The sequence below is a fragment of the Sphingobacterium faecium genome, from assembly GCF_003054045.1.
Classification (GTDB): Bacteria; Bacteroidota; Bacteroidia; order Sphingobacteriales; family Sphingobacteriaceae; genus Sphingobacterium; species Sphingobacterium faecium.
On sequence record NZ_QBKH01000005.1, the window covers coordinates 378,617 to 401,978 of the forward strand.

Consider the following 23,362-nt stretch of genomic DNA (forward strand, 5'->3'; position numbering starts at 1 on the left):
AAAAATTAAAATCATGAAATTTAACAAATTACATATAGCCTTAATTTTAACAGCAGGTTTGAGCATGTCTGCCTGTAAAGATTCATCATTTTTAGATGTGCCTTCTCAAGAAATTGTGGAGGAAGGTGATAAAGATCAGGTTTACACACCTGAATCTTTTGTCAATTCTGTCTACGGGATGTTTACGGACTGGAATTATTCGTTTTCTTATGTGGCGATTACCGATATGCTTTCTGATAATGCCGACAAGGGGTCTTCTCCTACCGATCCAGGAGGTGATAAACAAGAAATTGATAATCTAGCGTACACCAGTTCTTCAGGTTCTTTCGGTGCATTATGGTCTCATTGGTACAAAGCTATTGGCCGTGCAACACAATCAATTGCATTGACGGAATCAACTGAAATTGCAGATGCTGCTTATAAAAACAGACTGATCGGCGAAGCGAAGTTCTTACGTGCTTTAAATTATTTCTATTTAGTTCGTGGTTGGGGCGATGTTCCAATTCAAGATCAAGACTTAATCATTCGCGCGCCTAAGGCAGACGTCTATGCTTATATCATTAAAGATTTAAAAGAAGCTATTGAGGTATTGCCTTTAAAATCTGCGTATGAGTCTAAAGACCTTGGTCGTGCTACAAAAGGTGCAGCACAAGCTTTATTATCAAAAGTATACTTATACAATCAAAACTGGAATGAGGCCTATACGTTAGCAAAAGAGGTCATTAATTCAGGTCAATATGGCTTGGAATCAAAATATGAGGTGCTGTGGCGCGCAAGTTCAGAAAATGGCACAGAGTCGATCTTTGAATTTCAGGCACGTGGAGAAGCTATTGCTCATGGTGTACAACAATATTCAGAAGTTCAAGGTGCCCGTGGTGTAACTGGCTGGGGCTGGGGCTTCAATACACCTTCTCAAAATTTATTAAATGCCTTTAACGCAGAACAAGATAATATCCGCCGCGACGCGACTATTATTTTTCGTGGAGAAACTTTGTGGGATGGCCGTGTAGTCGGAACTGGGGTTGAAAATCCAATGTACAACGAGAAAGCATACTCATCCGCTAATGCAGGTGCTGGGGATGGTGATAAAAATGTGCGCTATTTACGTTTAGGCGAAGTATATTTGATCTTGGCAGAAGCCGCTAATGAAATGGGTAATACCGCAGAAGCGACCACTGCACTGAATACGATTCGTACTCGTGTCAAATTGCCTAATACCACGGCTACTAATCAAACAGACTTACGCAAAGCAATCTGGAAGGAACGCCGTCTAGAATTAGCTTTTGAGCATGATCGTTGGTTTGATTTAGTTCGTACTAAACAAGCTCCTGAAGCGATGAAAGCAGATGGAAAAACATTCCAAGAAAAGCATTATTTGTTCCCAATTCCTTACGAACAATTAACACAAACACCAGACATGGTGAAAAATCCGGGTTACTAATCCAGGTTTACAATCATACAACGAAAACTGGGACTTATTAGCACTAAGTCCCAGTTCTTTAATATCCATCGCTCTACTTACGCTACTATGAAGTTAAAATTTAATCCCAAGCTTATCTTAGGCTTAATCTTAATTGGTACAAGCATTACTGCCTGTAAAACACCTCAAACTTTACAGAAAACTACTGTTTCTGATGATTCTTTAATGACCCTAGTACAAAAACAAACGTTTAATTATTTCTGGGAAGGCGCAGAACCGAATTCGGGAATGGCAAGAGAAAGAATACACCTAGATGGACAATATCCACTGAATGATTTTAATGTTGTCACCGTCGGCGGTTCTGGTTTTGGCATCATGGCTACAATTGTTGCTGCGGAACGTGGTTTTATTTCTGCCGATGAAGCAACTAAAAGGTTTGATCGTATTGTAGATTTTCTAGCAAAAGCCGATCGTTATCACGGTGCTTGGTCGCATTGGATAGATGGTCCAACTGGAAAATCGAAGGTTTTTGGAAATCAAGATGATGCAGCTGATATCGTTGAGACAGCATTTATGGCTCAAGCGTTAATCTGTCTTCGCGAATATTATCAAAATGGTAACGACCAGCAGCAGCAAGTTGCTAAGAAAGCAGACGCTTTGTGGAAAGGAATTGATTGGGATTTCTTTAGAAATGGCCAAGATGTGCTGTACTGGCACTGGAGTCCAACACATGGCTGGGGAATGAATCATGCTATCCAAGGTTATGATGAGTGTCTAATCAGTTATGTGCTTGCAGCAAGTTCACCAACCCATCCTATCCCAGCTTCTACTTACCATAAAGGTTGGGCAAGAAGTGGAGCAATAGTATCTACAGGCGAAAAATATGGAATACCGCTAATTTTGAAACATAATGCTCCTGAAAATGCGGTAGGTCCTCTATTTTGGTCCCATTATTCATATTTAGGACTAAATCCAAAAGGACTACAGGATCAATATGCTGATTATTGGAAAGTCAATGTCAATCACACTAAAATCAATATTGAGTACGCTAAACAAAATCCTCATCAATTTAAAGGATATGGTGAAAACTCTTGGGGCCTAACGGCGAGTTATTCTGTCAAGGGGTATGATGCTCATCATCCAGACAATGATAAAGGGGTCATCTCTCCTACAGCTGCACTTTCATCCATCCCTTACGCACCTGAAGAAAGCTTGAAGGCAATGCACTACTTCTATGAGCAAAAAGGTACAGAGCTTTTTGGTAAGTATGGATTTTACGATGCTTTTTCTGAAACAGAAAACTGGTACCCACAACGCTATCTAGCCATCGATCAAGGACCGATAGTGGTCATGATCGAGAATTATAGAACTGGTTTAATTTGGAACTTGTTTATGCAAGCTCCTGAGATTAAAGCAGGATTAAAAAATTTAGGTTTTAAAAGCCCAAAGCTATAATACACATTATTCACACACAATAACTATTAGAACATGAAACAATGGACTTCCTTATTAGTCGCTGTTGCATTGGTTCCGACACTGGCTTTCACACAGCCAGCGAAAAAACAAGATCCTAAAATGGATAAGTTTATCTCTGAACTGATGAAGAAAATGACAGTAGATGAAAAAATTGGTCAGCTAAACTTAGTTACTGCGGGCGAGGTAACCACAGGTACTACGGCTAGCACTGGAGTTGAAGCAAAAATTGCAGCTGGTCAAATTGGTGGAATCTTTTCTATGACTACACCTAAAAAAATTCGCGCTGCTCAAGAACTTGCTGTCAATAAAACAAGATTAAAAATTCCGATGATATTTGGTCTTGACGTCATCCATGGATACAAAACGACTTTTCCAATTCCACTGGGGCTTTCTGCCACATGGGACATACCTTTAATTGAAAAAACTGCGCGTATAGCAGCACAGGAAGCTACCGCAGACGGAATCAATTGGACATTCTCTCCAATGGTTGACATCTCTAGAGATGCACGCTGGGGACGAATTTCTGAGGGTTCTGGAGAAGACCCCTATTTAGGCTCTCAAATTGCAAGAGCAATGGTCAAAGGATATCAAGGCGATGATCTGACAGCAGTAAATACCATGATGGCTTGTGTAAAGCACTGGGCACTATATGGAGCTGCTGAATCGGGAAAAGATTATAATACGACCGACATGAGTCTTCACCGTATGTATAATGAATACTTCCCTCCTTATAAAGCAGCTGTAGAAGCTGGAGCTGGAACAGTAATGACGTCATTTAATGATATCAATGGAACACCAGCAACTGCTAATAAATGGTTAGTTACTGATGTTCTTCGCAAAGAATGGGGATTTAATGGTATGGTTGTAACAGATTATACTGGAATATCTGAGTTAATCGACCACGGTTTAGGAGATTTGAAACAAGTATCGGCACTTTCTATAAAAGCAGGTGTAGATATGGATATGGTATCTGAAGGATTCCTGAACACTTTAAAGCAGTCACTCCAAGATGGCAAAGTCTCACAAAGTGATATTGATCGCGCTTGTCGATTGGTTTTGGAAGCGAAATATAAGTTAGGTTTATTTGAAGACCCTTACCGCTATTGCAATGAAGATCGTGCTCAAACTGAGTTATTGACACCTGCAAATCTAAAAGTTGCACGCGATGCCGCTACAAAATCTTTTGTGCTATTAAAAAATGACAACCAACTTCTGCCCTTACAGAAAAAAGGTACTGTGGCTGTTATAGGACCTTTAGCAAATACGCGAGCAAATATGGTGGGTACATGGTCAGTAAGTTCTGACTTAGTCAATACTCCTTCCCTAGTCGAAGGCATGCAATCTGTTTTAGGCAATCAAGTGAAAATCGTAACGCACTTAGGTTCAAATTTGCTAGAAGATGCCGTATATCAGGAACATGCGACTATGTTTGGCCGTACGATCCCGAGAGACAATAGACCTGAATCTGAAATTGTTGCTGAGGCTTTACAGATAGCTGCCCAAGCGGATGTTATTGTAGCTGCATTAGGTGAATCATCAGAGATGTCTGGTGAAAGCTCAAGCCGGACAGAAATTGGTATTCCTGCGATACAACAACGTCTTTTGTCGGAATTATTAAAAACAGGTAAGCCCGTCGTACTCGTCTTATTTGCAGGTAGACCAATGACCTTAACTTGGGAAAATGAACACGTTCCAGCTATCTTGAATGCTTGGTTTGGAGGATCTGAAACAGGAGCTGCTGTTGCAGAAGTATTATTTGGTGATGTAAATCCGTCTGGAAAACTAACATCTACCTTCCCTAGAAATGTTGGACAACTGCCAATTTATTATGCACATAAAAATACCGGTAGACCTTTAGCTGAAGGCGGATCCTTTCAAAAATTTAGATCTAATTATATCGATGTCATCAACAGCCCTCTTTTTCCTTTTGGATATGGATTAAGTTACACTACATTCGATTACTCTGATCTAAAATTAGACAAATCTTCTATTAAAGCAGGACAATCTATCCAAGCGTCTGTAACATTGAGTAATACGGGTAAATATGATGGTGAGGAAGTTGTTCAGCTCTATATTAAAGATGTTGTTGGTTCAATAACACGTCCTGTCAAAGAATTAAAAGGTTTTAAAAAAGTATTTTTAAAGGCTGGCGAATCTAAAACTGTCAACTTTAAAGTTTCTGAGGAAGAACTGAAATTTTATAATAATGACTTAAAATTTGTGGCTGAGCCTGGAGATTTTATCCTATATATCGGTAAAAATTCTCAAGATTTATTAGAAAGTAAATTCCAATTAAAATAATTGATTACTCTTTTAACGTGGGAGCTATCTTAAATTAGATAGCTCCTTTTTTTATGTTATTAAAAAAATATAATGGGTCATCTACTCCATCATGCATCCCTCACAACATGAGTAGTACTCTTACTTAATATTTACTGTAAAATGAATTGTATGTGGCGATCGCAAAAATAGGCTGCTGACTTAAAATAAAAAAGCCGCATCTCACGACGGGGCTTTACTAACTAAACATATGATTGATTGTTGGTATAGTTTAATTGAAATCGATTTTCAAAAAATTAATGAGGGTAAAATCATCAGCTTATTGATAGGTATGAACCGACGTAAGGACTTTCCAAGCACCGTCTTCGTTAATTAAAGTAACTAGATCTGTCATGGTAAAATTTTCAAATTTCAAAGTAACTTTCGCAATCATAGAATTTGGGCATTGTTCCAATACTTGGTAAGAAGTGATGCAATTTAATTTTTCTCCTCGCTGCTTTTTTAAAAAATTAATAATTTCAGAACGACTGTGACTTTTGGATTTTTCAGTTTGTATCCGTTGGCAGAATTCTGGAGCAAATAATTGTTCCAATCCAATAGATTCTCCCTCTGTAATGACTTCTAAATAATGATCTAGGGCCAATTTTGCCATTGAAAGATTGATAGTCCTTTTTTCAGGCCTACCATCAGCCATCGTGCATATTGATATGACGATAAGGGCTGCTGTTGCACATGTTTTTAATAAAGTTTTCATTGGTCTTTATTTTACATGTTCCTTTTTTAGTACTGATCCCTAGTTAAATGCAATTATTTGAGCGCTTTTTTATTAAATCAACTCAAAGAATCCAATACATGACCTCTAATCAAAAACCAAAGGCAGATCGATAGGTATTTTACAAACAGTTGTGTATCGCTTATCGAATAGGGCGATCCAAAATAAAAAGTGCCGGATATTTACAAGATGATATTTCGCTTAAACGCACAGCCCAGCTCAATGATGGTATCCGTTTTTGAAATCCCGGGAATACTATCTATTTTATCATATAATAACTGTCTCATGTGCTCATGGTCTTTCGCTATAATTTTTAAGTAAAGCGTATAATTTCCAGTGATATAGTAACATTCTGTCACTTCCGGTATTTTTTGCAATTCTTCAATAATTCTTTTAGAATCATGATCCTTTTCCAGGGAGATACCAGTAAAAGCTCCCCAATCATACCCCAGTTTTTTTTCATTTAAAACAGGTTTAATCCCTACTAAAATTCCCTGATCAATTAATCGCGTAATTCGTTGATGAATCATGGTATTGGAAACTCCTAATATGGCAGCAATAGCTGAATAAGCCATCCGTCCATCTGCCTCCAAATGTTTCAAAATCTGTCTGTCAAAATCATCTAATTGACTCATAGTTTACTTTTCTATATGCTGGAATGAATAAGTTAAATTACACATTTTAATGCAAACAAAAAGTTTAATTTAACTTTTCATGCATTAATTAGTTTAAATATTGTACATTTATTTGATAATTCCAATACTATGAATGATTTAACAAATGAAACGAAAAGCAATGCCTTCATTGCAAAGGAAAGTAAATATGGAGCACATAATTACCATCCACTTCCTGTTGTCTTGTCGAGAGGAAAAGGTGTATTTGTTTGGGATGTAGAAGATCGTCGCTATTACGACTTTCTTTCTGCCTATTCTGCCGTAAATCAAGGACATTGTCATCCAAGAATTATTAAAGCATTAACGCAACAGGCAGAAAAACTGACCCTTACTTCTAGGGCCTTCTACAGTGATCAACTGGGTAATTTTGAGGAATACATTTGCAAACTATTTGGTTATGACAAAGCATTAATCATGAATTCTGGAGTAGAGGCTGTAGAAACTGCCATGAAGCTCTGTCGAAAATGGGCTTATCTCGTTAAAGGTATTGCTAAAGACCAAGCTAAAATTGTTTTTGCTCAGGGCAATTTCCATGGCAGGACAATTTCCATTATTTCGGCTTCTACCGATGATTCTGCAAAAAAAGATTTTGGACCATTTCTAGAAGGGGTGTTACAAGTGCCCTATAACGATGTGGATGCATTTGAAAATTTATTAGAAAATGATGTAAATATAGCCGGATTTATTGTTGAACCTATTCAAGGAGAAGCTGGTATCATCGTGCCAGATCATGACTATCTAGCTCGTATAAAAGCAATATGTAAAAAATACAATGTACTATTTATTGTCGATGAAATCCAAACAGGGATTGCACGAACAGGCAATATGTTGGCTTCTTACGATATCGATGGTTACAACAACAGTACTAAGCCCGACCTATTGATTTTAGGAAAAGCATTATCGGGAGGTGTACTTCCTGTCTCTGCTGTTTTGGCAGACGATGCGATTATGTTAACCATTAAGCCGGGAGAGCATGGTTCAACATATGGAGGTAATCCTTTGGCATGCGCAGTATCCATGGAAGCACTACAAGTCGTGCTTGATGAGCATTTGGCCGAGAATGCCGAAAATATGGGTCAGTTATTTAGAAATGGTCTTGAAGAAATGATGACCAGATGTCCCATCATCACAGAAGTCAGAGGCAAAGGATTATTAAATGCGATCGTTATTGATAGTGAAGAAGAAGACGATCTAGCTTGGGAAATTTGTTTAAAATTTAAGGAAAATGGATTATTGGCGAAACCGACCCATGGCAATAAAATTCGCTTAGCCCCTCCTTTGGTTATGACACAAGAACAGATCGAGGAAAGTTTAAAAATAATTGAGAAATCCCTAAAACACTTTTCCTAAATATTCATGAAAAGAGCGATTCAATTAATTAAAAACAGATCTGATATTGGTGCAGGAACTCGAGGTTCTGACCTCGGTATTGATGCCATAGAAATTGCTGCAATTAACAAAGGGAGTCAGTATTTTAATACATACACTTATGTCGATATACAGACACGCAATGGTACCATCTATGATCCACTCATTTATCCATTTGGAAGACGGATCAAACAGGTGTTACAACAGTGTAAGCTATTAGCGATATCTGTGGAAGATTGTTTATTAGAAGAAAAATTTCCACTCGTATTCTCGGGAGACCATTCATCAGCAATTGGAACTATTAGTGGTATAAAATCAGCTTTTCCTGATAAAACCTTAGGGGTTATATGGATTGACGCGCATGCTGATCTACACGCTCCCTATACTACTCCTTCAGGCAATCTACACGGTATGCCCTTAGCGGCTGTACTAGGCATTGATAATCTTGAAAATCAAATCAATGACATTGACGAGGAAACTAAAAAATATTGGAATAAACTAAAATCGATTGGAACTTCAAATGCTAAATTGAGATCAGAACATCTGATCTATTTTGGAGTCCGCGATACAGAACCACCAGAAGAAAATTTAATTGAGAAACTAGCCATCAAAAAATATCCAGTTGAAAAGGTCAGAAATAGGAGTATCAAAGTCTGTGTTGCCGATGCATTACAACATTTAGCAGCATGTGATATCGTCTATGTCTCTTTTGATGTTGATAGTATGGATAGTGAATTAATTTCTAATGGAACTGGAACCCCAGTTCCTAAGGGATTTGATCCAACAGAAATTACCGAAATACTTCAGGAAATCATTGCTTCAGGAAAAGTAATCTGTTTAGAACTTGTCGAGGTGAATCCCCTACTTGATAGTCAAGGCAATCGAATGGCGGAAGTTGCTTTCGAAATTTTAGAACAAGTCACAGAATCAATCGAGGCATTGAGCACACGTTAACAATCTCTTCTTTCATCATTGGACAGATAATACATTTATAACTAAATTGCATCTGTCCAATTAAAAATTCCTTAGTTGGCATCTACTATCTTGTAAACAAAATCTTCTTCCATCCAAAATGATTAACAGGTGTTCGATGCTGAACTGTTTCGGTTCTACCTATCTCCCTCCATATGATGGGATATCATTCAATTTTTGGATAATAAAAAACTCCTAAATGAATATTATACTAGCATTTTTGCGTAAAATTGTATCATATACAAAAGTAAATTGAGATTTTTTTTCCATATTGCCTATCAAGGTCAAGATTACAGCGGTTGGCAAAGACAACCAGATGTCAAGAGTGTACAGGAAGTTTTAGAAACTACGCTTTCTAAAATTTTAAAAGTACAAACCACTATATTTGGATGTGGACGTACGGATGCTCAAGTACATGCCAGTCAATATTTTTTTCATGCCGATATGGAAAAAGAATGTGATTTTGATTTACTTTATCGATTAAACAAAGCTCTTCCTACCAACATCGCTGTTTACGATATTATAAAAATGGAAGGCAAACCTCATGCTCGTTTTGACGCTATACATAGAGAATACGATTATTTTATACATACGTATAAAGATCCTTTCTTAAGCAATCAAAGTTCTTTATACTTATATCCAAATTTAGATCTGCAAAAAATGAGCGAGGCCGCTAAACTGTTGCTTAAATACAAAGATTTTCGTCCCTTTTGTACTCATCCTGATAAAAATGAGCATACCCTATGTCAAGTATCGTCGACCGGAATATATGTAAATACAAAAGGGGATCGGATTCGTTTTAATATAGCTAGTAATCGCTTTTTAGGAAAAATGATTCGTATTATAACAGGTAAATTGTTGAAAATAGCTGTTGGTGAATTGAGTATTGATGAATTTGAAAATCATTTAATAACATTAGAAGTACCAAAAATATTAAACCCAGCCTATCCAATCGGATTATACCTTTCTAAAGTTAAATATCCATATTTAGACCTGCCCCCACGAACTGATTTTTTGAGCCCGACACAAAGTTCAGACTGGCTATTGATTTAAATGTTGCATGCGGTCATTGTCATACTTCTGGTACTTTTTCATTGATAACATCGTATTCATTTCCCATAATGGGATTGAAAAATACGGTTCTAAAACTCTTGTAATAGCTTAATTATATTTTCGATTGGACGACCAATAACAGCTTTACCATTCTTTACTACGATGGGTCGTTCGATAAGAATGGGATTTTGCAACATGACATCGATCCATTCATTATCCGTAAGTATAAGATCTTTGAAGTTTTCTTGAAATATAGTTTCATGATGTCTAATTAACTGAAGTGGCTTCATTTTAAGTATAGTCAATAGATTTTTCATTTCGTCTTTACTGGGCACATCAGTTATATATTCTTGTATATTGAATTCGACATGTTTACTCATTAACAAATCCAATGCAGCACAACTTTTACTACACAATTTATTGTGGTATATCTTTATCATGATGACAATTTATTACAATTAAAACAATAAGCCATTTGATCATATCCATATCGCTTATTGGCCACCTATAGCGGACTTCTACACCTCTATTTGTTTAATAAGCTGAATTTCAGCATTGATCCGAACTTCATCACTAACAACAATATTACCGGCTTCGGTTACAGCATCCCAGGTTAAACCAAAATTCTTACGGCTCAATGAACCACTCAGTGAAAAACCGGCCTTAGTTTGACCATAACTATCCATAACAATTCCTCCAAATGAAACCTCCAACTTAACTGTCTGAGTAATGGAACCAATCGTTAATGCACCAGTTAAGACGGCGTGGCTATTAGCTCCCTGATATTTACTTCCCCTTAACCTTAAATGACTATATACATTTGCATTAAAAAAATCAGCGGATTTTAGATGCTCATCTCTTTGTTTATCATTGGTATTAATTGAATTAATTTCGGCAGCAAATTCAATGTTTTTAGCCGTATTAAAATTGTCATTATGAGTTTCCAGCTCAAGTGTAAATTTTTCGAAATAACCCGTTATCGTAGTGATCATTAAATGTTTCACTTTAAAAGACACTTCACTATGACTAGGGTCAATCGACCATTTATTTGATACGATCATTCATTCGTTTTTAAAATATGATATTCCAGATACTGAGCACTGGTTATCAAACACTACTCACTTAAAATATAAATTGTATTTGCACCTAAATATGAGACCTAGTTCAACTGAATACCAACTCTCAATGCTTGCAAGCCCTTCACACCTTGCAGTTCTTCTAGTTCCAGCTCTTCCATATCATCCAACAAGGTACCGTTCTTTTGTAAATATTGAATATACCCAATATACTCTTTCTCTTCACGTTTTGTAAAATAGACGATGGCAATTTTACCCGGTTGGGTTAGGCGATCATTTGTACCTTTGATGGTTACCTTGTCAATTCTTTTCTTAATAATCTGATACCGAATATTGTATGCTCCTTCAACGTCGAATCGATGCTCATCAGTTCTAAAAGTGATATCAATAAGCGTAGCATTAACAAAAATTAGTTGGGTTGTAAATAATTGTTTTTCCATCTGATCCAACAAACTATGGGTAATCTTTGCGATCGCAGCCATAGATGTTAATTGCCAAAGGCGAATATTTTTGAGGTATATCTCATTAAACTTTTTATCGGGAGCAATTGACTGTCCAATATAAATATCATATTCAACACCATCAGATCTGAACTTTTCAAAATAACAAGGATAAGAATTTTGTAGTTCCTTGTCAAACAATTCAAGATAACCACTGATTCCACTATTTATAATTTGAATTGATCTTTCTAAGACATTACGATTTTTGAATACAATCCCGTGTACGGGATGAATGGCCCTTTCATATTCAGAAATAATTCCATGTGCTTGCTCTGAGTTTTCTTTGAAGTAGGTCAACACTTCAGTCACATGCTGATTGAAAAAGTCATTGAGTTGAATCTGAATAATATCCATTAACTCCTCATTGAGTTCTTGGTGCCATCTACGGCAATTGAAAATCATTTCATCTAGTATAACAATATTATTTAGGCTTTTTAGCTGAATCAAAACATTTTCCAGCAATTCAAGATGAACGATCATATCCTGAAATGCAGCTCTATTTCTTTCAACGGTTGAATTTCTGATATCTACGGCTCCATATAAAGGATAAACTTGTTCAAATTTGATATCACCAATAACAGGTTTAGGTTTATCTTGTTCAATCCGTTGTAAATATTCCCAAGCCTCTTTATTAAATTTCCACTGCACCGCGGATTGTAAGGATGTAAATTTTTCTTTGATCACCTCGTTGATCTGGGTCTGGAATTCGACAATTTCATCTTTCAACAACTGGGCTAGCAGGGTACTTGCTCTAAAAATACGAGCCAGTATTTGGTCTTCTAAAATTGCATCAGTTTTTGTAAAAACCTCAATAATTCCGACGATTTCTTTATTGTGAGCGATTGGAATTAGAGCATAACTTTGAATGCCAAGATCTTTCAACCTATCCCAAAAAAATGAAATTGTTTTATCAGCGATATCCTCTTTCCCATCGAACACTAAAATTTTAGGATTCTGAATAAATTGATCTAACAATTCTTGAATACGTTGCTGACTTGTGTTATTTTCTTTTATTAAATCGAGCAATGCTGATGTTTTCCTTTCTTTGAAATCAAACACCACCTGATCATTTAAATTAAAAAAGGGCAATAACGAAAAATCAATTTCCGAATTTCCTGAAAGTGTTTTTAAAGCAGTAATTACATGTTCATATGAATCTTTTTCATCAATGCCTTTAATAATGATGTTTTTGATATTTTCTAAAGCCTGCTGTTCTGTAATATCTGTGACCGATAAAATTGAAAAACCTTCCATTCGAATCATTTCTAGTGGAATTAATGATTTTATGATTTCAAAATTTAAAGTTTTTGAAAACCCATCGATTACTTTAGATCGATCAAAAAATGGTAGTTCCCCGATGACCTGTACCTCGACAAAAGTATGATCAATATTGATCCTATAATATTTTTCTAAGCCCGAAGTGTCATCTGTAAATGAATGAATGATCTCAAAGTGCTTGCTTGATTTTATTCCGTATAATCTTTCTAGGATAAATGAATATAACATCTCCATTTTATCATTAAAAGCATCAGAACAATCTACTACATCAAGTTGATTTTCACACTTATACTGCTTCAGTAAAGTGTAAAATTTATTCGTTCCATAACATATCGTTTTTCCTAATGGAAATCCTATAGCCCAGTAGTTATCTTCATAATCGGATAAAAGAGGATTGAGAGTCGCATGGATCAGTTGTAACTCCTGTTCGAATTTAAATATGTTATCATTATTCACAGGTCCATGCGCTGCAAGAGCGCTATCAAAATCATGCAATACATGTGTTAAAAAATCCCTCCTTATTAAAAGTTCATCGTTATATCTTCTTTTCAGATATTTTAGAAATGGTTCAAACGAGAGGTGAGTTTCAATAATAGGGAATTGATCTTCTTCGTCACTAATAATGTTGAATAATGCTGATTGCATATTTTATAAATTAAAATCAAGATTCCAGTACAAGACTCCAACAAAAAAGAATATTTACTATTCTTAAAGGATTAGCTTAATGGATAATAACCAACAACAAAAACTGAGTTATCATGTATTTTGGATGCTTGAATTCTTTGTAATATTTAATAGTTACTATTTTTAAATGGAATATTATAGGTAAAATCCTTCTTTATGCCTTTATTCTCATAAGTATAATAAGTTATTTGTGTACTTCTATCGAGCATCATATCGACAGTCACAAAACCTTGCATTGAATTCTTATAGAGCAAATGATTATTTCCTTTTATAGATGAGCTTTTTGAACCTGAACCACTAACAATTTGATACTGACCATCCGCTTTAATGAATTGGAGACCATGATCATGTCCGGAAATATACAAGTAGTTAGGAAATCCATTAAATACTTCCTTGACACTTTGCTTCAAGTGCTTGTATGCGGCATGATTCATGTCTTCTGGATTTGAAAATGCGGTAGATCGCAATAAAGGATACAGCGACCCTATAACAGGTAGAGGTAAGTAGTAATTTTTATTCAAAATCGTAAGTGGAAAGATATGATCTTTCCATGAATAATAACCAGCATGTACACCGTAGGAATAAAAAGGATGATGCGAAGTTACTAATATGGTTTTATTTTTATTTTTATCGCGTATTTTACGCAATCTCTCCAATATTTCTGCCTCAGAATTACAGTCACACCCCATACTTCCATCATTCTTTTTATAAGGAAATAACCACCACTCACTGTCATATGCAATCATAACCATATGCTCTGAAATTGGTATTTCTACCGGATCAGGGCAACCATTTGATGGAATTAAACGTAAAAGAGAATCCTTTTGTGATGCTAAAAATTGTCCTTGAGCTCTAATCTTTGCAAGCCCATCTTTTCCAGATCGATCCCAATCATGATTGCCCGGAATAAAATATACTGGCGCACCTGCTTTTCGCATAGGTTCATACTGAGAACGTAGAATGGCTGCAGTCTCTAGCTCTTCTTTACTACCCGGAAGTCCCATTCCTTTTGGATAAATATTGTCACCGAGGTACATTACTGTGCTCCTTCCTTTAATAATTAGCGCTGCAGCATGAGGTATTATGGTTTCTTGTTTAAAATTCATTTCACCTGCATCACCGATAAAGATGACCCTATTTACGACACTGTCTTGTCCAAAAGCTTGGATCGTGAGACATGATAAAAAAAGAACAAACCAATTTTTCAACATGTGATCAATTTAATTTAAATTTCAATAATGTTGCTTTTCCATTTTTATCTCCAGCCTCATTACCAATAAATAGATTGCCCGCATGATCAAAAGCAATTGCTTCTGGTTGATTGAAGATAGCTGGATTTAAGGGATAGGCACCAATTACCTCCCATTTATCATCAGTCACGACCAGCATTTTATTAATAGAAGAAAGGATATACCATTGATTCGTTTTTTTATTTCTGGTCATCGCAGAAGGACGAAACTTCTTCCCATTTAAACTACTAAAATGATCAATTTGCTGCTCATTAATTTGAAATTCGCTTTTTAGTGAAATATCACCATCTTTAGAAATCGCCAAAATATAACCTGTAAGACTTTTTGATTTATTATCAACCGCACATTTCTTACATAAAACATAGAGTAAACTATCCATTGGCGATGCTGCTAAAGACTCATATTCTGCTTTGGGAATAATGTGTTTCCCGACCTTGACACTTTCTGCGTTTTGCTGAAGCAGATCGGTATAGGGGAATGTATAAATAGATCCATTGCTTTCTAGTACCATAATAAAACCATTGCTGATCGCGATATCTTCATAATCTCCTTTCTTCGCAAATTTAATTTCCTGATGTTTTTTCTCCCCTGGCGCAAAAAAATACACGATTCCATTTTCATCTTCATTTGCAAAGATATGGTTAGAACTTTCCTCTGGAAACGCTATTCCAGATAATTCATGAAGCGCATCTGGAACAAACAGCTTCTCTCCATTATTTAAATCAAAACCCTTTGGACTTGGGTAAACAATATGATGCTGAGCACATGCTGAAAAGAAAAACAAGCACACGAAAGGCAGTAAGATCAACAGGTATTTTCTATTATTCATTTTCAGTAATTCAAAATGTCTTCATTAGTATGTAAAAGTCATTAAAGTTTTGATATGTTCATGACTCAATCCTACAATTTTTAAATTTTTATCATTTCTACGAGTTTATAACTGTTTTTGAAATGTAAGCTTTTCAATTTATTTGTTGACATACCTGCAACCTATAAAATCTAAGCATTGAGAATAACGACAACAAGAAATGCAAATACAGATACAATTAAACCGTACATAAATATATTATAAGCTAGTCGCAGTAATTTAAATTTACGACCTAGTACTACTCCTTGTGAGTATACATCTTTTATCAAGGTATTATACAGGTATTCGCGTTCTTCCATAATCAGTTTCATCCCACTGCTATAGCTTTCTAAATTCATTTTATAGAAATTACCAAAAAACAGTAAGTTAACTTTTTTATTCTTCAGGTCTTCATCTGTATATTTGCCATTTGGAACAGATGGCCGTGTTGCCAAAATAGCGATCACCATAGTCGCCAAACTGGTAAATAACAATATTGCTGTGGGAAATATCAAATGGGCATTACTATCTAACTTACGCAGTAGTAAGGCAATGACAACCGATAGTATAATGGAGTTTACAGTGATTAAGATATTCGATTTATTATCTGCCATATCACTTAAACGCTGATTATTGGTAGAAGTTATTCGGAACATCGTCTCAATACCGCGTTCAGGTCTATTCCCTTTCTGTTCTGGTTGATGCTCCTTTTTATGGTTTTTTTTATGGTCTTTTTTTTCCAACTCGGTTGTATCAGATTCTTTTTTTTGTTTTAAAGTTGCCATATTTTGCTTTTTCTTGTGATCCAGAAATTTACGACCATAGTCCGTATGATAATGATGGCTTTCCATTAACTGGAGAGTACCTTTTCTCCAGTCCTCTTTATTGACCTGATAACCGCAGGCTTTTACCTCTTGTCGCATTAGTTTGTTGCGAGCATCAAATCGATCACTGCCTAAATGAAACAAGTCGGCATCACAGACAATTTCTTCTAATAAATTTTGAGGAGATTGAGGTAATTTTGTTGCTAATATACATCCGCGAATGGCACTGATCATAGGAATGTCTACATTTTTTTCCCTGAAAAACTTTTCAGCTATATCTGCACTTCTCTCTTCATGACTTTCTTTACCATTCACGCAATAACCAAGGTCGTGAAAATAGGCAGATAGTGTAACAATTGCGGTATCATGTTCATCTAAATTATAATAAGATGCCATTGTTCGCGCCGCTTCCACCACTTCTTCTGTATGCTCACTATTATGGAAGCTTAATTTTGAAAGATCATGATCACCCATATACTTTCCTACATATGCTGCAGTTTCCTTTATCAATTGAGAATAATCCATGAGATATGAGTTACTTTTATAAGTGATCAATTTGTTTTTCATTCATGCTTTTATAGTTTAAAGATAAGGATAAATAATACAATAATTCTTACGTCTTTAACCGCTCGAAGGTATCGATTATTGATGAAAAAACCTTTAAAAACAGATAGCTCGACTCCTATTACATCCCCCCACTTCATATCACATGTAAAACACGTATATAAATTGGTTACTGTCATAACTGATGACTCAACTTAATGTCAGTGCCATTGATTACGACTGCTCAAATTCAACTTAGTAGAACCAATATAATACCCACTAAAGCTGGAACTGCTTGCTTATAAAAGATGCTTTTTCCTGCTGTCGCACTACCGTATACTCCGGCAATGAAAACACAACCTAGAAAAAACAGCGCTACTTGACTCTGCCAAATGACATCACTTATATATAGAGACCAAATAAGTCCCGCCGATAAAAATCCATTGTAGAGCCCCTGATTGGCCGCTAATGTCTTTGTTTCTTTAAATAGGTGCGCGGGTAAAGATTTAAATGTTTCCTTACCTTTAGTTTCCCAGGCGAACATTTCTAACCATAATATATATATATGTTCTAATGCTACTAAAGCAATTATTATTTTTGCAGTAATTCCAATTAGTCCTTCCATAAGTTAAATTGCTAAGTTTAAGATGTCATGATATACCACTGATATATGACAAGTTTTATATTTATCATGATAAATATAAAAAAAATCAAGGATATTTATATTTAAAACTCTCAAACTAGATCTGTTTCTTTTTTTTATTGGTTAGGATTTTGCGATGGACGTCTGCGTATTAAATCAAGACCGGAAAGACAAAAAGACTTCTTTTGCATCATAGACACAAGATCTAATTTTACGTGTTCGTTAACTTTATATGCATTAACATATAACGAATATAGTCTGTCCATAAAAAATTTAAATATATTTGTCGGAAATGATCAAAGGACTATCCTATTAATAAGGAAAAATGATTTAATACTATATTACGCAAACGATGGAAATAAGAAACAGCACAGCTAACGATATAACGGATATATTCAACATATACGAACAGGCCTCTGCTTATAAGTTACAGGTAGGCAATAAAGGCTGGAAAGGATTTGAAGTAGCTCAGGTACAGAAAGAGATCGATGAAGATAGACATTTTGTTATCTTAGAAGAAAATGTTTTAGCTTGTACATTCGTTCTGACATTTAAAGATGACATCATATGGAAAGAATCTGCGAATGACTCATCAATCTATATTCATCGAATAGCGACCAATCCACTTTTTAGAGGAAATTCATATGTAAAAAAGATTGTCTCATGGGCTAAAGAATATGCACGGAATAGTGATAAAAAATATATTAGACTCGATACGCATAGTGGTAATGATAAAATAAATAACTATTACATGAGTTGCGGTTTTACTTATAAAGGAATCAGTCAAATAAATTGGACACCAGCTCTACCCGAGCACTATAAAGAGGGATCATTCAGTCTTTTTGAAATTATTTTATAATAATACTATCCTCTCCACTATACTTCTCTTCTACATATTCATTATTTAGGGCACTACCACCAGTTTATTTTCTTAAATTATGAAATTGAATAGATACCTCATTTAAATATTATTCACTCAACATGATCTGTACTCACACATTTCATTGGGTTAAAATCGAAATCATACGACAAGGTCTCCCTTCGTCATGTCCATTTATAATCATATCATAATTTCTAAATCGCATAAGCAGTGGATGTATTTCTAATAGAAAAACAAACATTTTAGGTCTTTTGATTGTTTAATTAATGAAATTCAATATTTAAATAAAAGATTCTATTATGAAAAACTCGAAGTTAAAAGACGAATTTGAACAAGTTAACGAAAGTAGCGGTACTTCACCCCATCGTTATGGTAAGGACGCTTTTAAGAAGGATAAAAAGACAAAAAAAAACAACAATATATTCTGGATTGGTGGTGCACTAGTGGCATTGTTAGTTTGGAAATATTGTCAAAATGATCCTGCTAAAAAGAATGTATTGGGATTTATAGGATGTAAAAAAAATGTATGAATCAATGATGTTGTCCATACATAATTCACTTTTCCAATAAGCGTTTTAAAATTTTTAAGTACGTCAAAAAGCATAATAGAGCAGCTGGCTATATAGCTGTTAAAATTCAAAACGCACAATTTTTAAATTATCAAATTTTAATATAATTATATACATATGAGTCAAGAAAATATAAATCAAAGGGAGGAAGCGATAAAAAAGATTAAAGAACTTGCAGAAGGTATTAATTTTTGCTTTTTCTGTACTGATCTTAATCACCCCCCTTTCGAGTCCACTCCCATGAGTGTACAGGAAGTAGATGATCAAGGTAATATCTGGTTTCTTGCATCTAAAGATAGTGATAAGTACAGAAACATTAAACTGAACAAACAGGTTCATCTGTATTTTTCCGATCCGTCATCTATGAAATATCTGTCTCTTTTTGGAAACGCTGACATAGTGGATGATCAAAGTAGAATAGATAAATACTGGAATAAATTTGTTGAAGGATGGTTTGAAAAAGGTCGCACAGATCCCAATATTATTTTATTCAAAATTAAGCCTGAACATGCTCATTATTGGGATACGAAACATCACAAGTTGATATCATATGCCATTACCTTAATTAAGTCTGTAGGTGGAGATTTGGAAGATCAAGGCAGAGAAGGTCAAATTCATATTTAATTAGAGAAAAATTTATTAAAATCACATATTATGAAAAAAGTAACATTTTTATCAATGATGTTGTCAGGGGCATTGCTTTACTCATGTAATAACAATACTCCACAAGAGAAGGCAGAGAATGCTATGGAAAAAACAGAAGAAAAAGCACAAGATGCGGCATCTGATGCTGAAAAAGCTTCTGATAAAGCTGCTCATATTGATTTAGAAAAAACTATTTATTCGAATATGGCAGCTGCAAATGCAGCTGTTGCTAAGATAGCTATGCCTGCTTTGTCAAATAGTAAAGCGAAAGAACTTTGTTCTGACCTAGGCAAATCGATTGTAGACCGTATTAATGCTAAAACTAATGATAATATCATTGAGGCAGAGAAAGATATATTAGAAGATAGAACTGATGTTGAAAAAGCATTTTTGGAAAAGAAAATTTCAGCTCAGGACAAGGATCATATTCTGAAATATGCTGATGATTGTTTAGCAGCAGCAAGAGGAACATTATAATCAAAAAATCATTATTGCGCTTTATCTAAAAAGGCTAGTATCCCAATGATACTAGCCTTTTTAGATAAAGCATTTTTATCATTAAATCGTCACACGTCCTCCAGTGGCAGGAATGGTAGCTCCAGAAATATAGGATGCAGCGGACGAGGCTAAGAATACATAAATTGGTGCAATTTCAGCTGGTTGGCCCGGTCTACCAATAGGTGTATTCGCTCCAAACTTTTCATGATCTGGAATCGTACTTGGAATTAAAGGCGTCCATACCGGACCTGGCGCCACAGCATTTACACGAATATCTGAACCGTCTTCGAAAAATTGTTGCGCTAAACTGGCAGTATAATTTTGAATAGCAGCTTTTGTTGCAGCGTAAGGGAGTAATTGAGGATTAGGATCATAAGCATTAACAGATGTCGTATTGATAATATTACCACCTTTTGGCAAATGAGGTTTAGCATACTTGGTAAGATAAAACATGGCACTAACGTTTGTCTCAAAAGTTTTATTCCACTCTGCTGCAGAGATATCAGTAACGGAATTGTAAGTCATTTGATAAGCAGCATTATTAATTAAAATATCTAAACGACCAAATGTTTCTACTGTTTGCTGAATTGCTGATTGACAGAAAGATTCATTGCGTATATCACCTCTGATTAACAAAGCCTTTTGACCCGCTTTTTCAATCCAACCAGCAGTATCTGCAGCATCTTCATTTTCAATTTCGTCAAGATAAATGATGGCAATATCCGCTCCTTCCCGAGCCATAGCTATAGCCGTAGCTTTTCCTATCCCAGAATCACCTCCTGTGATCAAACAAACTTGACCAGCTAAGAGGTTATTTCCAATATATGTTTTTTCTCCGTGATCGGGCACAGGATCCATTTTTGCAGAGATGCCTGGTACTATTTGATCTTGCTTTTTAAATGGTGGCTGTGCGTAAGACGGTGATTTTTGAGTGGTTACTTTCATAATAATCCATTTAAATAAAAAAAAGTATATTTATATTGTATACAGTTGTAGAATTTACTGTATTTCAATTTCATTTATATGGGAATATAAGAAATACGAAGTTGAGTTAAATACAATCATTTCACAACAGTATCGTACTTATTTTACTTCTCAAGTATTCGGCACTAAAGACTGAATGTTAAAAAATGATTTGTACATGCTGTTGTGAAATGCTGAAAAGCAAAAACTATCTTTGCCACATATATAGAAATACAATAATCATAACAATTACTGCAATCCAAATCGCCCATGGTATAGTTTTAGCAGCAGGTTTATCACCATTCTCTTCTTGTGCTTCCTGTGGGACCTCATTCTCTGAATAATTGGTCTTATTATCTAAATTATTTTCCATGACTTGCTACTTTAGTTATTTAATTGAGTCTTTCTGAGTAGAATCTATCTTTATGGTATCACCCTGCATACTCATTTCTTGTTGCTCACTTAAATTATATCGTGTTTCATCACCCGCCGAAGGTGCTATTTTACTATTACTTCCTTCACTTGCAGGTGTTGATGGTTTATTTTGACAAGCACCTAATATACCTAAAGATAAAAATGTTGCTAATGTTATCAATTTGAAGTTTTTCATATGCTCTTTTAATTTGATTTACATATAAATAACCTTCATTTTGGTACTATTGTTTGTTATTGGTTGATATATACGCATTAATCATATCCTATTACGTATAAATACGTTAAGAAATCTTGAAATTACTTAAGCAACAAAATTTACTGCATTAACCCCGTTTTTATTGCATATTTAATGAGGGCTGCTGTATTTTTAACACCTGTTTTTTCTAGTAAATTTTGGCGGTGTCCTTCTACTGTACGTTTACTTAAGAACAATTTATCGGCAATCTGCAGGTTTGTAAATCCTTCACCGATTAATTCTAGCACTTCCATTTCACGCTCTGTTAAACCGATTTTTAGCATTATTTGTTCTATATTAAGAAAAGCTGAAGGCGATTTTTGAAGCGTTTCTAACATGATCATACTGATCTCTTCACATAAAAACCTTCCCCCCTTGGCGACGTGCCTTATTGCATAAAGCATTTCTTCATATCCCACATTTTTAACCAAATATCCATTAGCACCATTTTGGAAAGCTTGTAGTACATGTTGTACATTATTTAACATGGAAAGGACAATTATTTTAATTGTTGGATAGTCATTTTTTACATGAGTAATCAATTCTAAACCATCCATATCAGACATGTTTATGTCTGTAATAAGCACATCTGGAATATTTCCAGATTTTAAAATATCTAAAATCATATTGCCATTTGTGCCTTGATCAATAACTTCGAGATCAGATTGTGATTCTAGCAATAATTTAACTCCATTAAGGACGACCAAATGATCTTCAGCCAAAACAATTTTAATCATGATTAATTTAATTTTACAATAACAACAATTTTATTTCTATCCGAACATGTATTGATGTCGAGTGTCCCTTCAAATAAATTTACGCGATCTTGTAATTTCTTAATATTTTCTTTATTATAATTATTAATTTCTCTAATATAATTTTCGCTTACCCCTTCCATTTCCAATAATAGATTATCTTTATTTACTACTAATTTAATTACTAATATACACGTATCATCAGTTATGAAGCAAGCTTTAAGCATAAACTGTACCAACTGAAATAACTTGAATTGAAAATTAAAGTCCAAACTGTTAACGGAGTGCTCGACTTGTATTTCATTCTTGATGCCATTATATTGAAGAAATAAATCTTCTATAGCTCTTTGAAATCCAAAATCTCTCAAAACAACGGGTAAAAGATCATTAGCCATTTGTTGGACTTTGCCGATCGTACCGTTTATAATGTCTTTTACTTGATCAATTGGCAAGGAATGACCTTGCTCTATAGAGTAACGCTGTAATGTTAACTGTATTGCATATAAATCTTGAGCTATATATTCATGAAGTATTTTTCCCAACAATAAATTTTGATCTTCATATTCCTTAATAATTGATTTATATAATTTTTCTCGTGACCGCATACCAAGATTTATAAAAAAAATGTTATTTATCTAACACCTTATAATTCATGCTATCGATTACAAATATCGATCCTATCACGTTATAACTAATACGTGATTTTAACCCGTATTAATACG

General features: G+C 34.9%; 24 protein-coding genes. 10 read left to right on the forward strand and 14 right to left on the reverse strand.

What is annotated here, in order from left to right; translation table 11 throughout:
* Nucleotides 1-13 precede the first annotated feature (13 nt).
* From C8N37_RS15750 to bglX, 3 genes are all read left to right on the forward strand, one after another.
* Entirely contained in the window at nt 14-1,441 is a 1,428-nt protein-coding gene (locus C8N37_RS15750; protein ID WP_108159785.1) for a RagB/SusD family nutrient uptake outer membrane protein, read from the forward strand.
* Nucleotides 1,442-1,528: 87 nt separating this feature from the next.
* A complete protein-coding gene (locus C8N37_RS15755) occupies nt 1,529-2,875 on the forward strand; it encodes a glucoamylase family protein (protein ID WP_108159786.1) in 1,347 nt (448 codons plus the stop codon).
* A 33-nt stretch (nt 2,876-2,908) separates the two neighbouring features.
* Nucleotides 2,909-5,197, forward strand: coding sequence for a beta-glucosidase BglX (gene bglX, locus C8N37_RS15760; protein WP_108159787.1), 2,289 nt, complete (start codon nt 2,909-2,911; stop codon nt 5,195-5,197).
* A gap of 298 nt (nt 5,198-5,495) precedes the next feature.
* Here bglX and C8N37_RS15765 read toward each other — a convergent pair whose 3' ends face one another.
* Nucleotides 5,496-5,930: a nuclear transport factor 2 family protein gene (locus C8N37_RS15765; RefSeq protein ID WP_084405340.1), complete on the reverse strand. Its 435-nt coding sequence runs from the start codon at nt 5,928-5,930 to the stop codon at nt 5,496-5,498.
* 200 nt (nt 5,931-6,130) lie between these two features.
* Nucleotides 6,131-6,583 (reverse strand): Lrp/AsnC family transcriptional regulator, encoded by a 453-nt coding sequence (locus C8N37_RS15770; protein ID WP_108159788.1) that lies wholly within the window; start codon nt 6,581-6,583, stop codon nt 6,131-6,133.
* A gap of 129 nt (nt 6,584-6,712) precedes the next feature.
* On the opposite strand from C8N37_RS15770, the gene rocD reads away from it, so the two are divergent.
* The 3 genes from rocD (at nt 6,713) to truA (ending at nt 10,015) form a co-directional block, all read left to right on the forward strand.
* Nucleotides 6,713-7,972, forward strand: coding sequence for an ornithine--oxo-acid transaminase (gene rocD, locus C8N37_RS15775; RefSeq protein WP_108159789.1), 1,260 nt, complete (start codon nt 6,713-6,715; stop codon nt 7,970-7,972).
* 6 nt (nt 7,973-7,978) lie between these two features.
* Complete coding sequence (locus C8N37_RS15780; RefSeq protein WP_108159790.1) at nt 7,979-8,944, forward strand: arginase; 966 nt, start codon at nt 7,979-7,981, stop codon at nt 8,942-8,944.
* Nucleotides 8,945-9,214: 270 nt separating this feature from the next.
* Nucleotides 9,215-10,015, forward strand: a complete 801-nt coding sequence (truA, locus tag C8N37_RS15785) for a tRNA pseudouridine(38-40) synthase TruA (protein ID WP_108159791.1) — start codon at nt 9,215-9,217, stop codon at nt 10,013-10,015.
* An 89-nt stretch (nt 10,016-10,104) separates the two neighbouring features.
* On the opposite strand, the gene C8N37_RS15790 is transcribed toward truA, so the two are convergent.
* From C8N37_RS15790 to C8N37_RS15820, 7 genes are all read right to left on the reverse strand, one after another.
* Complete coding sequence (locus C8N37_RS15790; RefSeq protein WP_108159792.1) at nt 10,105-10,455, reverse strand: ArsC/Spx/MgsR family protein; 351 nt, start codon at nt 10,453-10,455, stop codon at nt 10,105-10,107.
* Between the two features lie 78 nt (nt 10,456-10,533).
* Nucleotides 10,534-11,076, reverse strand: coding sequence for a YceI family protein (locus C8N37_RS15795; RefSeq protein WP_108159793.1), 543 nt, complete (start codon nt 11,074-11,076; stop codon nt 10,534-10,536).
* Between the two features lie 98 nt (nt 11,077-11,174).
* Nucleotides 11,175-13,514 (reverse strand): GAF domain-containing protein, encoded by a 2,340-nt coding sequence (locus C8N37_RS15800; protein ID WP_108159794.1) that lies wholly within the window; start codon nt 13,512-13,514, stop codon nt 11,175-11,177.
* Between the two features lie 146 nt (nt 13,515-13,660).
* Nucleotides 13,661-14,764, reverse strand: coding sequence for a metallophosphoesterase (locus C8N37_RS15805; RefSeq protein WP_045754173.1), 1,104 nt, complete (start codon nt 14,762-14,764; stop codon nt 13,661-13,663).
* 4 nt (nt 14,765-14,768) lie between these two features.
* Complete coding sequence (locus C8N37_RS15810; protein WP_108159795.1) at nt 14,769-15,632, reverse strand: SdiA-regulated domain-containing protein; 864 nt, start codon at nt 15,630-15,632, stop codon at nt 14,769-14,771.
* A gap of 170 nt (nt 15,633-15,802) precedes the next feature.
* Nucleotides 15,803-17,041, reverse strand: coding sequence for a Pycsar system effector family protein (locus tag C8N37_RS15815; protein WP_244914443.1), 1,239 nt, complete (start codon nt 17,039-17,041; stop codon nt 15,803-15,805).
* A 226-nt stretch (nt 17,042-17,267) separates the two neighbouring features.
* Nucleotides 17,268-17,642 (reverse strand): DUF1304 domain-containing protein, encoded by a 375-nt coding sequence (locus C8N37_RS15820; protein ID WP_211322275.1) that lies wholly within the window; start codon nt 17,640-17,642, stop codon nt 17,268-17,270.
* A gap of 370 nt (nt 17,643-18,012) precedes the next feature.
* On the opposite strand from C8N37_RS15820, the gene C8N37_RS15825 reads away from it, so the two are divergent.
* From C8N37_RS15825 to C8N37_RS15840, 4 genes are all read left to right on the forward strand, one after another.
* Nucleotides 18,013-18,519 (forward strand): GNAT family N-acetyltransferase, encoded by a 507-nt coding sequence (locus C8N37_RS15825; RefSeq protein WP_108159796.1) that lies wholly within the window; start codon nt 18,013-18,015, stop codon nt 18,517-18,519.
* A 320-nt stretch (nt 18,520-18,839) separates the two neighbouring features.
* Nucleotides 18,840-19,070 carry a hypothetical protein gene (locus C8N37_RS15830; protein ID WP_094772895.1) on the forward strand — a complete coding sequence of 77 codons (231 nt, stop codon included), beginning with the start codon at nt 18,840-18,842 and terminating at the stop codon, nt 19,068-19,070.
* A gap of 156 nt (nt 19,071-19,226) precedes the next feature.
* Nucleotides 19,227-19,733: a pyridoxamine 5'-phosphate oxidase family protein gene (locus tag C8N37_RS15835; RefSeq protein ID WP_108159797.1), complete on the forward strand. Its 507-nt coding sequence runs from the start codon at nt 19,227-19,229 to the stop codon at nt 19,731-19,733.
* A gap of 30 nt (nt 19,734-19,763) precedes the next feature.
* Nucleotides 19,764-20,231: a hypothetical protein gene (locus C8N37_RS15840; protein ID WP_108159798.1), complete on the forward strand. Its 468-nt coding sequence runs from the start codon at nt 19,764-19,766 to the stop codon at nt 20,229-20,231.
* An 81-nt stretch (nt 20,232-20,312) separates the two neighbouring features.
* Here C8N37_RS15840 and C8N37_RS15845 read toward each other — a convergent pair whose 3' ends face one another.
* The 5 genes from C8N37_RS15845 to C8N37_RS15860 form a co-directional block, all read right to left on the reverse strand.
* A complete protein-coding gene (locus C8N37_RS15845) occupies nt 20,313-21,197 on the reverse strand; it encodes an SDR family oxidoreductase (protein WP_146171089.1) in 885 nt (294 codons plus the stop codon).
* Nucleotides 21,198-21,423: 226 nt separating this feature from the next.
* Nucleotides 21,424-21,588, reverse strand: a complete 165-nt coding sequence (locus C8N37_RS22845) for a hypothetical protein (protein WP_153198352.1) — start codon at nt 21,586-21,588, stop codon at nt 21,424-21,426.
* Between the two features lie 15 nt (nt 21,589-21,603).
* Nucleotides 21,604-21,825, reverse strand: coding sequence for a hypothetical protein (locus C8N37_RS15850; protein WP_108159799.1), 222 nt, complete (start codon nt 21,823-21,825; stop codon nt 21,604-21,606).
* A 140-nt stretch (nt 21,826-21,965) separates the two neighbouring features.
* Nucleotides 21,966-22,622, reverse strand: a complete 657-nt coding sequence (locus C8N37_RS15855; RefSeq protein WP_108159800.1) for a response regulator — start codon at nt 22,620-22,622, stop codon at nt 21,966-21,968.
* A 2-nt stretch (nt 22,623-22,624) separates the two neighbouring features.
* A complete protein-coding gene (locus C8N37_RS15860) occupies nt 22,625-23,245 on the reverse strand; it encodes a hypothetical protein (protein WP_108159801.1) in 621 nt (206 codons plus the stop codon).
* Nucleotides 23,246-23,362 lie beyond the last annotated feature (117 nt).